Origin of the sequence: Brevibacterium sp., assembly GCF_031179145.1 — a bacterium.
Classification (GTDB): Bacteria; Actinomycetota; Actinomycetes; order Actinomycetales; family Brevibacteriaceae; genus Brevibacterium.
Map to the genome: position 1 here is coordinate 1 of NZ_JAPSIB010000018.1, position 13,331 is coordinate 13,331.

Here is a 13,331-nt window from a genome sequence, read left to right on the forward strand (position 1 = left end):
GCCCGGCACGGTCGGAGGAAGGACAAAAGTGCATTCTGACAGGTTCGACCAGACCGAGAACCGTCGCAGGCTCTCGTCGTCGAGTCCTTCCCCATCGAGGATCACCGCCACCGGGTTGCCCGTACAGAGATCGTCGCCGAACACATCCACCTGTGAGAATCGTCGCTCCATGCATCGAAGAATACGGGAAACGCCCTCGCTTCGCTGAACCGCCATTCAGTCCGGACCGTCACACTGCCGCGACACCCGGTTCAACTGGGCAGGAGACTGCGCACAAGCTCGCAGGCCGCGGGAATCGGTTCGACAATTCTGATGTCGACCGACTCGCGCAGGCGGCGGGCCGTCGCGCTCAGCGGTCCGCCGCCGATGATCATCGACTCCGCCCCGTGCTCGCGTCCGCGGCGGACAGCCGCGAGCAGCTGCCGGAACTGTTCGTCCGGGTCGGCAGCCAGGTCGAGCGGATCCGCCTCGGTGAGTTCGATCCCGGTGAAATCGCCCTGACCGCCATGGGCCTCGACGAGGCGGTGCAGCGAGTCCGCCAGCCTCCGCGTTGTCGTAGCGATCCCGAAGGGACCATCGGCGGAGGCCCGAAGAATTGCGGCCTGCCCGATCCCGATGACCGGGATCGTCAGGGACTCGGCCAGCTCCGTCCGGCCCGGGTCCCCGAAGGCGGAGACGATGATCGCATCGGCATGATCGGCCACTTGGTGACCCAGCTCCACGACGGGCACGACAGATTCCTCCAGAGCGACGGGTTCCGTGATCATCCGCGGCCCGAACGGAGCGGTGTAGCCGTCGACAGTCCACTCCGGGATCGCCTCCCGCGCCAGTTCGACCATCATGTCGGTCGTGGCGGCGTTTGTGTTCGGGTTGATGAGAGCGATGGTCCGCTGATCAGACGACATCGACGAGTTCCTCTTCCTCCATCGGCTTGCCGAAGGTCTCCGGCGGAAACTGGATGGCGATCGCGATGATGACGAACAGTCCGGCGAGGACGCTGAACATGCCGACGAGTCCATGCGAATCGAAGACGGCACCGGCGACCAGTGGGAACAGCCCACCGGAGAGCGAACCTGCGGCGAGAATGATCGAGGTGCCGAACCCGCGGACACGCGTCGGGTAGAGCTCGGGGGCGAAGAGCCAGATCGTCGTGTTCTGCACGATGATCGCGAAGTTGAACAGCGCTCCGAAGATGAGGACGAAGACGATGTCGGAGCCGAGGAAGGCGATGCACAGGCCGGAAGCACAACCGAGGGTTGCGGCCATCGTGGTCACCTTCTTGCGCGGCAGCTTGCTGGCCAGGTAAGACGCGGAGACAGCGCCGAGCAGCGATCCCGACTGCATGATCAGCGTGAACCACAGGCTCTGGTTGAGTTCGTAGCCGGTGCTGACCAGGATGAACGGCATCAGGGTGAGCATCGAGATCTGTGCGGCGTAGGACATGCCCACAGCGATGACGAGGAAGACTGTGCGCAGCAGGTACTTCTTGTTGAAGACCATCTTCCACAGTCCGCGTCGGGACGGTTCGATCGGTAGGGGAACGCCGTTGACGGTGGGTTCGGTGAGGAACTGCTCTGGGGCGTTGATCGGTCCGCGCAGCTGGCCCCGGGCGAACCGGTTGATGACGATGTTCGCTTCGTGCACTCGGCCGTTCGCAGCGAGGTAGCGCGGTGTCTCAGGGACATTGCGACGGAACCAGAGGACCATCAGTGCCGGGAGGAAGAGGAGTCCGAATACCCAGCGCCACTGGTCGTCACCCGGGAAGAGAGCGAAGACGAGAATGCCGAAGGCCGGCGCCAGCATGTTGCCGAGACCGGCGGCCGTGATGTTGATGAGGCCGACGGCAGGACCGCGGTGCCTGGCCGAGAAGTACTCGGCCATCATGATCACGGCCACCGCGATCTCACCGCCGAGGCCGAACCCGACGATGAATCGGCCGATGGCCAGGACCGCATAGCTCGGTGCGAGAGCGCAGAGCAGAGAGCCGCCGGCGAAGATGATGAGGTTGATGAGCAGCATGTTGCGCCGACCGAACTTGTCGACGATCAGTCCCGTTGCGACTCGTCCGAGGGCCGTGGCGGTGAAGGTCATCGTGTTGAGGAAGCCGATCTCGGCGCCACCGATTCCCCACTGCTCCTGCAGCACCGGCCCGGTGATGCCGACGGCGTTCTGCTCCAGGGCATCGAAGAACACGCCAAGGAGGATCATGAGGACGACGTGCTTGTGCGCTCCTGTCACTCCGATCCGGTCGTAGGCTGTTTCGATCTGGTCGGCCATCGGGACTCTGCCCGTGGACGGCCCGGATTGCTGGGACATGGTCATCGCCTGGTCTCCTCTTTGAGATCTGCACTTCGTCACTGAAGCATAAATGGTATTCCAAAATTAGAGTAGAGGGCTCTTGAAGTCAATACATTACGTAATTCCGCGGAACAAATCTTCCTTTTTGTATACCAGAATGAGACAATCTTCTTATGACGTCACCCGTGGGTGGCAGTGTCCGGCACCTCGCTCCTCCTCCACAGAACTTGATCAATGAGAGAATTCCACGATGAAGACCAGCGCCTCAGCCCGATCAGAGACAGAACGAGTGACGACGGCACTCCGCGACGAGATCATCGACGGCATCCGGAAACCCGGAAGCAGGCTTGTCGAACGTGATCTCGCAATGGACCTCGGCGTCAGCCGGGTTCCGATCCGCGAAGCGCTCAAACAGCTGGCCTCCGAGGGGCTGGTCACTCCGCGTCCCAATACGTGGTCGACTGTTCGCGAATTCACCACCAGCGACATTGCGGATCTCAACGAGGTGCTTTCAGCATTCGAGGTGATGACTTTCGAACTCGCCGCGCAGCGGCACACTCGCGAAACACTGTCCGAGCTCGAGACGGTCGTTCGGCGCGGTCTGGAATTCGCCGAACGCGGAGATGCGATCGGCGCACGGCGAGCTGCCGCCGACTTCCATGAGATCGTCACAAAGATCTCCGGCAACGCCCTGCTGGTGGAGATCGGCGGGCTGCTCAGCTCGCGCAAGCGCTGGCTGCTCAGCCAGCACGACGACCTCAGTCATGTTGCCGAGGAGCATTCCGGCCTCTTCGACGCAATCGCGCGGCGAGATGTCGGTGGAATCAAGAGCCTCGTTCTCGAGCACCTCGAGTCGAGCCAGAAACGCCAGATTCAGCACAACGAACTCAAGCACCGCGAACCACCTGCAGAACCTGCCGACGATCCAGAGCGGTTTCGCGACGACGATGAGAGCGATTTCGAGAACATCGAGGAGACTGCGGCATCGTGAGAACCCGCGGGACGAGAATGCGTCTGTCCCTGTTCGCGGTTGTCACCGCCCTCCTCGCAGCTTGCCTCACCTCCTGCGTGGGATCGAGGACGAGCGGACATCCCGACTCGGCAGAGGCCGACGCGGCACTTCTCGACGCCGTCACCGCAGAGGACGTCGACGGCGTCCGGCAAGCCTTGGAAGCGGGCGCCGATGTCGACGCCCGGGGCGAGTCCCGGCGAACCGCCCTCCTGCTGGCGACTCGGAGCAATTCCCTCCAGGTGGCCACGGCACTGCTCGAAGCCGGAGCCGATCCCGACGCCAAGGATTCGATCGAGGATTCGGCATTCCTCTACGCCGGGGCAGAGGGGCTCGACGAGATCCTCACCGCGACCCTCGCTCACGGAGCGGACGTGACGTCGACGAATCGCTACGGCGGCACCGCTCTGATCCCGGCGGCCGAACACGGCCACGTCAGCACGGTCCGGATCCTGCTCAACGCCGGCGTGCCGGTCAACCATGTCAATGACCTGTCCTGGACGGCGCTCCATGAAGCGATCGTGCTCGGCGACGGCAGTCAGGACCACATCGAAACCGTGCGACTGCTCCTCGACGCCGGCGCGGATGTGACGATCGCCGACGGCCAGGGAGTCCTGCCACGCGAACTCGCCGAAGAGAGGGGCTACACCGAGATCGTCGCCCTCATCGACGCCGCGAACTGAGTGGAACCGCGGCGAGCGCCGCGGATCCCTTACGAGAGTTCGTCGCTGATGCCGAGCATGCGGGCATGCAGCCCGCGCACCTCGGCGGCCAATTCCTCCACCGGGCCGCGGACCTCGATCCCGGGTCCCACCTGCCGGATCGGCAACGGGCTGACCGGGCCCGACTCGATCCCCCAGTCGTCGTACCAGGAGCGGGTCTGCTCGGTGCCGGTGGCATAGATGATCGGTCCGAGGCCCACCCAGGCGTGCGCGGCCGCGCACATCGGGCAGTGCTCGCCCGAGGTGTACACGGTGCTGCGCGCCCGATCCTCCGGGGTCATGTTCGCCACCGCCCAGCGCGCGATCTCGAACTCGGGATGCCGGGTCCGATCTCCCCCGGAGACGCGGTTGCGGTCTTCGAACACGGCCGTGCCGCTCGGGTCGACGAGAACCGAGCCGAAGGGTTCGTCGCCCGCTTCGAGCGCCTCGGCAGCCAGCTCGATGCAGCGACGCAGATGTTCGGCGTCCGCCTCGCTCAGTTCAGTCAGCGAAACAGTCATGAGGCGAGAGTACCAACACTCGCTCTCAGGTGGGGCGGATGATGCGTCTTTCGATGGCAGCTGCCACGGCGCCGGCACGAGTGTCCACCCCGAGTTTGGTGTAGATGTGCGCGAGATGAGCCTTGACGGTGCCCTCGGAGACGAGCATCTCCTTCGCGAGCTCCTTGTTGCCCAGTCCCCGGGCGAGGAGTTCGAGCACTTCGACCTCCCGCTCCGTGACTGTCGGCCCCGGCCGGGAGCTGCGCCGGACCAGGGTCGAGGCGATGGCAGGTGAGAGCACGGTCTCCCCGCGGGCGGTGGCCCGAATCGCGGCGAAGAGCTCCTCGGCCGGAGCGTCCTTGAGCAGGTATCCGCTGGCGCCGGCGTCAAGGGCGCGGAGGATGTCGGACTCCGTCTGATAGGTGGTGAGGACGAGGACGCGCGAAGGTTTGTCCCTGATGGCGGCGGTGATCTCGGCCCCGGAGTGCTCGGCCGCGCCGAGATTGAGGTCCATGAGCACGATGTCGGGACGGTGGCAGGCTACCGCGCGCAGGGCCGAGTCCATGTCCTGGGCCTCGGCGACGACCCTCATGTCCCCGTGTCCGTTGATGAGAGCCGCCAATCCCGCGCGGACGATCGGGTGATCGTCGACGAGCAGAATCCGGATCCCGTCCTCGCTCATCGGTCGTCCTCACTCGTTCTCTGCCTCATCGCGTCCTCGAGTGGGAACCACACGGACACCATCGTCCCGTCGCCGGGTTCGCTGTCGATCTCGGCTCCTCCTCCCAGTTCCTCCGCTCGCGCGCACAGGCCCCGCAGCCCCAGCCCCCGCCTCGGCGAGGTGGACGACGAGTCGACCGTAACGCCGCGGGTATCGAACCCACGACCATTGTCACGGATGTCGAGGCGCACCTCGGCGGAGGTGTAGGTCAGCGTGATCATCACCCGAGTCGCGGCCGCGTGTTCGTCGACATTGGCCAGCGCGCCGCGCGTGGTCGCAATGAGCGCCGCCGCAATGCGGGCGGGAAGCAGGACGGAGGTGCCGTCGATGCGCAGTCCCACCTCGGCGGGGCTATGACGACGGTCGACGAGATCGCCGAGGCGGCGGCGCAGTTCCTCACCGTCGACGAGGTCCGCGCTCTGCACCTCGGTGCTGAGGTCGTGGATGACGGCGCGAATCTCCTCCAAGGCGGTGCGCGCGGCGTCGATCGCGGTCGAGACGTTCGCCCGGGCTGTGTCGGGCTGTGTGTCCCAGGAGCGTTCTGCCGCCTGCAGGAGGAGGTGGATGCTGGAGAGGTCCTGGCCGATGGAGTCGTGGATGTCGCGGGAGAGCCGGGTGCGTTCGCGCAGGGCACCGGCACGACGTTGCTCAGCGGCGAGTTCGTCCTGGGCCGCGACGAGGCGGTCGATGAGTTCGGCGCGGACTTTCGCCTCCCTGTCGAGGGCGCGGAAGGACATGACGGTGACCAGGGCGACTCCCAGCGGGCCGACGATGAGGGTCGGGTCCGGGTGGGTGCTGATGCGCAGCCAGGAGGCCGTGATGACGATCATGAGTCCGCTCACGCACACCGTCGCCCAGGCGAAGGACAGGGTGCGCAGCACGGAGAACGCGACGGGGACCGCGCACCACGCGAACGACGGTGCGGCATAGGTGAGTGAGGCGACGAGCACGGCAAGGGTGATTGCCCACGATCGGGCCCAGATGGGCCTCGCGGGCAGAATCGGTCGCAGCGCGGAGCAGGCGAGCAGGGCCGCCGCGCCGAGGAGGATGAGCACGCCGACGGGTGAGAGACCGTGGCGGACGACGTAGCGCAGGGAGCTCGTCGCCAGCAGGACGACGAGGACGACGAACAGCCACACGTCGAGACGGCGGACGGGAGCGAGCAGAGCGGACATTGTACTCAAGCATAGGGACGCGCCAGCGCCTTCGGCATCATCCGATCGGCCAATCTTTGCTGGCCGGGTGCCAGACGTGAGGATGCGGGGCAGCGAGAAGAATTGATCGTGACCCGGCCACCAGGCTTCAGTTCCACCGATCAAGTGTCCGTCCCACCGATCAAGGAGATCGCAGTGAATCGCAACCATGTCGTCACCAGCACCCTGCTGTCCGGAGCCGTCCTCGCCGGCGCCCTGACTGCCGCCACCATCAGCACCGCGCCCGCCGGTGCCGTCCAGCCGAACTCAGCGGCGGACGCGCAGCCTGCCTCGGGCTCAGGCCGCGCCTCGACCTACCTTCTCGACGCCGATGAGGGCGGGTCCATGTTCGAAGGCATCGCGGCCGATGAGAAGACCGGTTCGTTCTATGTCAGCGAGACCACCGGCGGTGAGATCCACCGCGGGCAGTCCGGCTCCGAGGACACCGAGGAATGGCTCGCCGGCGACGGCACGGATGGACGCTTCACCGCCCGCGGCATGACCGTCGATGCGGACGGCAACCTCTACATCGCCGGTGGCCCCAACGGAACCGCCAATCCCGGTTCACCGGATCTCTGGGTCTACTCCCCCGAGGGCGAACTCCTCGCCGCGCTCGAGGCCCCGGGCGAGGACGTGTTCCTCAACGACGTGACGATCGGCGCCGACGGCGCTGCCTACTTCACCGACTCCAACGACCCGCGGATCTTCCGCGTCTCCGCCGACCTGGCGGAATCCGACGACCAGGTCGGATCCGAGAGCTTCGGCGTCGAACTGTGGTCGGACGCCTCCGACACGATCACCAGGCAGGCCGGCTTCAACCTGGGTGGAATCATTCTCAGCCAGGATCAGTCCGGCTTCGTCGTCGCCCAGGGCAACACCGGTCAGCTGTGGCGCTTCGACGCCCGGACCGGCGAAGCCACCGCCATCGACACCCGGGGAGCCGACCTGGTCAACGCCGACGGGCTCGTCCTCCAGGGCAACACCTTGCAGGTGGTCCAGAACTTCAACCACAAGTTGAGCACCCTGGCCATCAACGCGGACGGTTCGCAGGTTCGTGCGGTGCAGCAGCGGGACACGGACCCCGAGCGGGTCCTCACCACGGCGGCGCAGCTGCGCGGACAGACGCTCTACGTCGAATCCCACTTCCGCGAGACTCCCCCGACCGGGCCGTTCGAGGTCATCACCGACCCATTCCTGGGCTGAGATCCAGTTCCTGCTGTCTCGCCTCGCGTCGGTGCGAAGGCTCACACCTCGGCGTCGACGTCCTTCGCGGTCGGGTCCCATTTGATGATTCCGACCGCGATCGCTCCCGCCAGCGGGGCGCAGGCGACGATCCAGAACACGCCCGTGCCCATCGACGCGGCGAGGATCGGGAACATGATGAGCGAGACGATCGAGAACGACCGCAGCACGGACTGATTGAATCCGATGCCCACGCCGCGCAGCCTCGTCGGGTAGGACAGGGTTGCGTAGTTCATCAGGTTCGCGCCCGGTCCGCCGGCCTGGGCGAAGACGAAGGCGGCGAGCATCGCCACCGACACCAGCACCAAGGCGCCGGACGGGATGCCGACGATCGCGAGCAGGATCAGCGCGGCGGCCTGGATCGAGAAGCCGACCAGGGTCATCCTGCGGCTGCCGAAGCGGTTGACGATCGACATCCCGAGCAGACCGCCGATCGCCCCGAACCCGAGATTGATGACCAACGAGGACACGATGGTGACGAACGGCCCCTGTTGGAACAGGGTCGAGATGATCAGCGGGGTGCCATATGCGACGGCGTTGTAGCCGAAGGTCGAGAACACGGACACGCACAGGGCGACGATCGTGCGGATGCGGTACTGGGGCGAGAACAGCTCCGCGAAGACGGCCCAGCGCTTGTCGGCGCGGTCGGCCGCCGTGGGAGTGACGGCCTCGGGGGCGAGTTCGACGTCGAGTCCGTGGTGGGAGCGCATGACGTCGACGGCACCCTTGAGGTCACCCTGGTCGGCCAGCCACTGCGGCGACTCGGCGAGGTAGCGCCGGCGGACGAGGAGCACGATGACGGCCGGGACCGCGCCGAAGCCGACGACCACCCGCCAGAGGATGTCGTGCTGATCGTAGGGCAGGGAGATGAAGAAGATGAGCACGATGAGGTAGCCGATCCCGGTCGCCATGTACCAGGCCGGTGACCAGGCGTTGACGCGTTGCGACCGGTTGCCCTTGCCCTTGAGCTTGGAGAACTCGGCGAGGAAGGCCATCGCCACCGGCAGGTCGAGGCCCACGCCGATGCCCATGATGAAGCGGAAGAAGATCAGCGTCCACTCTTCCGGGGCGAGCGCGCAGCCGATCGCCGCGACGACGAAGAAGACCATGTCGGCCATGAAGAGCTTGTAGCGGCCGAAGCGGTCGACGAGGTATCCGCCGAACAGGGCGCCGATGACCGCACCGACCATGATCGAGGCGTTGACGAGGCCGGTCATGAAACCGGACAGGCCGAACTGCTCCTTGATCGCGGTGATCCCGAACGCCAGGGACGAGAAGTCGTAGGCGTCCATGAAGATCCCGCCGAGAGCGAGGATGATCACAGCCTTCGTCTTCGTGCCCTGCGATCCGAACTCGGCGAGCAGTGAGTTGACGTCCGCGGCCGAACGCGCGACCCGCTTCGCCGCGGTTGCGGTTCCTGGGTTCGCGGAGGCTTCGTTCGCCGAGGTGCTGGAGGTGGTGTTCGCCGAGGTGGCCCTTGCGCTGCCGCCGGGTGAGGCGGTCTTTGATTCTGATTCAGTCACGGCAGACCAGTGTGAGGCCGGGCGCTTCAATCTCGGTCACAGCACGTCACACTCCGTCACGGTAGGTTTCGCATTCGCCCTCGGGCTGGTGCGGCCGAGTCAGAAGAGCGTGGTGGAATCCAAGTTTGAAATTCCGGTGCCCTGCCTGAGGTCGAAGCGAGCTTCCGTCCTTCGCAGCATCTCGAACGTATCCAAAGTCTTGACGTTCATTGCCTGGCATGCATCAGGAATGAGCACGCGCTTTCGCGCGAGTGGTTTCGACCGCTCGTGTGTCACTACCGTGAAGTCATGGCCTCTTGCGTGGGCGACCAGCAGATAATCGGCGTTGTTACCGGTGAAACCCGCAAGAGCAGCATCGGTGTAGCTCTGAGACACAGCCCATCCTGTCAGTTCGGCGAAATGTCTCGTTGCATGTCTATCGACTTCGCGGAAGAAATCTTGATGCTGACGAGCCCAGTGAGCAAGTTCATCATCTCCCACGGTGAGCTCTTCGAAGACAGCATCGATACTGCAGGCACCGCTTTTCTGGTGCATCAACTCGAGCCAATCCCAGAAGCCTGGAGCGGTCTCGAACGAATAGTAACGGTTCTTCGCCTCGATCAAGACGTTGGCATCAAGGAGGTACATCACGCTGCCCCGAGTTCTTCGGCCATTCTCTGAAACGTCGAATGGGAACGTGTTCCGAGCAGCCGGTATGCCTCCCGGTAGGTTGTCGTACCTTCGAAGGTACTGCCGATGACGGCCTGCGCAAACCTGCGGCTCAACCGAACTGGCTGAGTGTAGTAATAGTTACCGCCCGATCCCCCCTCTTGCCTGTCCTCAAGGAAGCTGAGCACTCTTACGCGCTCTGCATCGAAAACGCGCAGGTACTCGTCCCAGGAGAGAGTCCCTGCTTCGAGCAGCCGATTGACTATGACGAGGGTGCTGACTCGGAACTTCGCAGCCAGTCGATCGAGTTCGACGACATCGGTTTGACCAAAGCTTTCGATTCTCAGGTCCTCGAGCGGCACGAGGACTTCAGCAGCAATCCGGTTGCACCATTGTTCTTCTGGCGCCTTGACGGTCAGCTTCACATCGGCGTCGGAGACCGCACTGGTTCCCAAGAAGATATGCGCCAGCTCATGAACCAAAGTGAAGATCTGAGCTGCCTTCGTGTCGGCACCGTTGACGAAGATCAGCGGCGCGATTGGGTCTGCCAATGCGAAACCGCGAAACTCCTGAGGATCGAGAACACGATGAGTGTTGGAGCCGACGATCCCACTGATCATCACGAGGACTCCAGTGTTCTCGATCGAGTTTCGCAGTTCTCGGAGAGCCGTCGACCAGTCGCGAAAAGCCCCATTGGTTTCAAGATTCAGTCGAGTCCTAATGACGTCAGCGACTGCGACAGGATCATCCTTGATCGCAGCACTGCCGACGAAGTCCAGATCGTCAATGCCTGATTCCTCAGCGTGAGCCCTGTACCATTCTTGGCGTTCTTGGCATGAATAGATCGTTTCGAGTAGATCGGCAGAGGTGCGCCGAACTGGGTCGTTGCGGAACGTGCGCATATCCGCGATCGGCAGCTCTTCAACCGGAGGCTCGGGCAGAAACAGCAAGCCGAACGGCACATGTGTGTCGTGAGCGAATTTCTCCAGTTGCTTGAGTGTCGGTTTCACCGTCCCCGCAACCCACTCGTGCAGTCGGGGAGCTCTTCTGTCGACTGTTTCATCGTCCCAGCCGGCACGTTCGACCGCCCACTTGAGCAAAGCCGGAGCCACGTCGACTCTGACGGTCACTTCGATCACCTCCGGCTTCCATTGACCAAGCGCTATCTATACAGTCTAGCGACGGACACTGACGCAGAATCGCATCGAATGTGCTGATTGCGGATGCGCTGATTGCGGTCGTGCATCTGGAGCGGGATCCCGACGATTTGGCACTGTCCACTTTGAATGGTCTTGGTTGAGAATCGAGCTGCTCAAAGCAAGTCGTGTCAATCGCGGCACCTGCCGGGTTGCACACCGTGCTGTTCCAAGGAGACCGTGCCCAATGCTCCCCGCCGACACTATGCTCGGAGGTCAGGAGGTGACGGCCGATGACCCGATTGACGAACGTCACGATCTGCAGGACCTGCGGCGTCGAATTCGCCCAGCCCACTCCCCCGGTCTGCCCGATCTGTGAGGACGAGAGGCAGTTCGTGCCCAGCGGCGGCCAGGTGTGGACGAGTCGCGATGGACTCGAGGCCGAGGGCCACTCGGTCATCGTCAAAGAGCGCGAGCCCGGCCTCTTCGCCCTCCACGTCGAACCGAGATTCGGCATCGGCCAGACCTGCTACCTCGCGCAGACCGAGCACGGCAATCTGCTCTTCGACGTCCCATCCTTCATCGACGCCGAGGCGATCGCCGCCATCGGCGACCTCGGTGGCGTCTCGGCCATCGCACCGAGCCACCCTCACATGTTCGGCGTCCAGCTCGAATGGAGTGCCGCCTTCGACGATGCTCCGATCTACGTCTGCTCCCCGGATTCCGAGTGGCTCCAGCGCCGAGGCGAGGCGATCGTGTCCTACGTCGATGTCGTCGAAGCGCTGCCGGGAGTTCGGCTGCAGCGAGTCGGCGGGCACTTCCTCGGCAGCGCCATCGCTCTGTGGACCGGTGCGGACGGCAACGGGGTGATGCTCAGCGGCGATTCGATCGGACCCGTGGCGCGCGATGGCTGGGTGACGTTCATGCGCAGCTTCCCCAATTATCTGCCGCTGTCGGCGACGGTCGTCCGACGCATCGCCGCCTCGGTGGCTGATCTCGACTTCGACCGGATGTACGGCAACTTCGGCCAGCAGATCCCGGAAGGAGCCCACCGAGCGGTGCAGGAATCGGCCGAGCGCTACGCCGAATGGGTCTCGGGCGTTCACGACGACCTCGCCTGATCCGCCGGCCGACCTTGTGCGCACCATGCTCGACCTTGACCGCTCCTCGAACGCGTGTTCGAATAGAGGCATGAGATGGGTACAGCCGGGCGCACAGCTCTTCGGAGTCAAGGGGCTGGTGCGCAGCGTCACCGCCCCCGAATTCGCCGGCATGACCTTCCACGAGGTGCTCGCGAAGTCCGCGCTCAACAAAGTGCCGACATCGAGTTCCATGCCGTTCTCCTGGACGATCAATCCCTACCGCGGGTGCTCTCATGCCTGCGTCTACTGCTTTGCCCGCAATACCCACCGGTATCTCGACCTCGACCCAGGGGCCGATTTCGATCGGCAGGTGATCGTCAAGATCAACACCCCTGAGGTCCTTGCCGCGGAGGTGGCGAAACCGAAATGGACGCACGAGCTGGTCGCGCTGGGGACCAACACCGACCCCTACCAGCGCGCCGAGGGCCGGTACGGTCTGATGCCGGGAATCATCACCGCACTCGCCGAACATGACACCCCGATGTCGATCCTGACCAAGGGCACGCTCCTGCGCCGTGACCTCCCTCTGCTCGCCCGAGCCGCCGAGGATGTGCCGGTCGAGCTCGGAATGTCGATCGCCGTTCACGACGACGAACTCCAGCAATCGATCGAGCCGGGGACACCGACGACGACCGCCCGGCTCGCGACGGTGAAGGCCGCCGCGGACCTTGGATTCGATGTCTCGGTGTTCCTCATGCCCGTGATGCCCAAGCTCACCGATTCGATCGACCACCTTGACCAGGCACTCAAGGCGATCCGCGACGCGGGCGCGACCAGAGTGGTCTACGGTGCCCTGCATCTGCGTCCCGGCGCTCGCGAATGGTTCTTCGCCTGGCTCGAGCGGGAACACCCCGACCTCCTCCCCCGCTATCGCCGGATGTATGCGAACTCCTCATACGCATCGAAGGAGTATCGGAAGTGGCTCGCCGAACGCATCAACCCCCTCATCGACAGGTACAGCCTCCGGGGAGCTGACGAGGAAGACCCGTCTCCGCGCGACACGTCGGCCTTGGGCTCGACCGCCGGTCCAGGCTCGGTCTCAGGCTCAGGGAGAACGATCAGCTGGCAGAGGTTCCGGGCCCGACGCGAGCAGATGCGGGTGAGCGGAAACGAGAGCCTCGGTGCAAGCCTCGCTCCGCCAGCTCAGCAAGCGCTGTTCTGACGCTCACGCGCGAGTGTTCCGCGAGTGTCCTCGGCATCACGGGAAGCGAATGAAAT

14 protein-coding genes are annotated in these 13,331 nt (G+C 64.4%); 5 read left to right on the plus strand and 9 right to left on the minus strand.

Annotated elements, in window-relative coordinates; translation table 11 throughout:
• The 3 genes from RIT73_RS13110 to RIT73_RS13120 all read right to left on the minus strand — a co-directional run.
• A partial coding sequence (locus RIT73_RS13110) for a PhzF family phenazine biosynthesis protein (protein ID WP_309132528.1) occupies window positions 1-216 on the minus strand: 216 nt, incomplete at its 3' end.
• A 35-nt stretch (window positions 217-251) separates the two neighbouring features.
• On the minus strand, window positions 252-905 hold the full coding sequence (locus tag RIT73_RS13115) for an aspartate/glutamate racemase family protein (RefSeq protein WP_309132529.1): 654 nt from the start codon (window positions 903-905) through the stop codon (window positions 252-254).
• Window positions 895-2,322 (minus strand): MFS transporter, encoded by a 1,428-nt coding sequence (locus RIT73_RS13120; protein ID WP_309132530.1) that lies wholly within the window; start codon window positions 2,320-2,322, stop codon window positions 895-897. Before RIT73_RS13120 ends, RIT73_RS13115 begins: the two co-directional genes overlap by 11 nt.
• 265 nt (window positions 2,323-2,587) lie before the next feature.
• Here RIT73_RS13120 and RIT73_RS13125 point away from each other — a divergent pair, with 265 nt between their 5' ends.
• Window positions 2,588-3,289: a GntR family transcriptional regulator gene (locus tag RIT73_RS13125; RefSeq protein ID WP_309132531.1), complete on the plus strand. Its 702-nt coding sequence runs from the start codon at window positions 2,588-2,590 to the stop codon at window positions 3,287-3,289.
• Window positions 3,286-3,990 carry an ankyrin repeat domain-containing protein gene (locus tag RIT73_RS13130; protein ID WP_309132532.1) on the plus strand — a complete coding sequence of 235 codons (705 nt, stop codon included), beginning with the start codon at window positions 3,286-3,288 and terminating at the stop codon, window positions 3,988-3,990. The genes RIT73_RS13125 and RIT73_RS13130 overlap by 4 nt, the downstream gene beginning before the upstream one ends.
• 29 nt (window positions 3,991-4,019) lie before the next feature.
• On the opposite strand, the gene RIT73_RS13135 is transcribed toward RIT73_RS13130, so the two are convergent.
• The 3 genes from RIT73_RS13135 to RIT73_RS13145 are packed head-to-tail and all read right to left on the minus strand — an operon-like array spanning window position 4,020 to window position 6,404.
• Window positions 4,020-4,529: a nucleoside deaminase gene (locus RIT73_RS13135; protein WP_309132533.1), complete on the minus strand. Its 510-nt coding sequence runs from the start codon at window positions 4,527-4,529 to the stop codon at window positions 4,020-4,022.
• Window positions 4,530-4,554: 25 nt separating this feature from the next.
• A complete protein-coding gene (locus RIT73_RS13140; protein ID WP_309132534.1) occupies window positions 4,555-5,190 on the minus strand; it encodes a response regulator transcription factor in 636 nt (211 codons plus the stop codon).
• Window positions 5,187-6,404, minus strand: a complete 1,218-nt coding sequence (locus RIT73_RS13145) for a sensor histidine kinase (protein ID WP_309132535.1) — start codon at window positions 6,402-6,404, stop codon at window positions 5,187-5,189. The genes RIT73_RS13140 and RIT73_RS13145 overlap by 4 nt, the downstream gene beginning before the upstream one ends.
• Window positions 6,405-6,578: 174 nt before the next feature.
• On the opposite strand from RIT73_RS13145, the gene RIT73_RS13150 reads away from it, so the two are divergent.
• Complete coding sequence (locus RIT73_RS13150; RefSeq protein WP_309132536.1) at window positions 6,579-7,625, plus strand: gluconolaconase; 1,047 nt, start codon at window positions 6,579-6,581, stop codon at window positions 7,623-7,625.
• A gap of 41 nt (window positions 7,626-7,666) precedes the next feature.
• On the opposite strand, the gene RIT73_RS13155 is transcribed toward RIT73_RS13150, so the two are convergent.
• The 3 genes from RIT73_RS13155 to RIT73_RS13165 form a co-directional block, all read right to left on the minus strand.
• Window positions 7,667-9,187, minus strand: coding sequence for an MFS transporter (locus tag RIT73_RS13155; protein ID WP_309132537.1), 1,521 nt, complete (start codon window positions 9,185-9,187; stop codon window positions 7,667-7,669).
• Between the two features lie 99 nt (window positions 9,188-9,286).
• Window positions 9,287-9,814 carry a DUF4411 family protein gene (locus tag RIT73_RS13160; protein ID WP_309132620.1) on the minus strand — a complete coding sequence of 176 codons (528 nt, stop codon included), beginning with the start codon at window positions 9,812-9,814 and terminating at the stop codon, window positions 9,287-9,289.
• Window positions 9,814-10,974, minus strand: a complete 1,161-nt coding sequence (locus RIT73_RS13165) for an ImmA/IrrE family metallo-endopeptidase (protein ID WP_309132538.1) — start codon at window positions 10,972-10,974, stop codon at window positions 9,814-9,816. Before RIT73_RS13165 ends, RIT73_RS13160 begins: the two co-directional genes overlap by 1 nt.
• A gap of 290 nt (window positions 10,975-11,264) precedes the next feature.
• Between RIT73_RS13165 and RIT73_RS13170 the strand changes: the two genes are divergently transcribed.
• Together RIT73_RS13170 and RIT73_RS13175 are read left to right on the plus strand one after the other, a co-directional pair.
• The gene (locus RIT73_RS13170) at window positions 11,265-12,092 is read left to right on the plus strand and encodes a hydrolase (protein ID WP_309132539.1); all 828 of its coding nucleotides are present in this window, start codon (window positions 11,265-11,267) and stop codon (window positions 12,090-12,092) included.
• A 70-nt stretch (window positions 12,093-12,162) separates the two neighbouring features.
• Complete coding sequence (locus RIT73_RS13175) at window positions 12,163-13,275, plus strand: Rv2578c family radical SAM protein (RefSeq protein WP_309132540.1); 1,113 nt, start codon at window positions 12,163-12,165, stop codon at window positions 13,273-13,275.
• The last annotated feature ends 56 nt before the right edge of the window (window positions 13,276-13,331 follow it).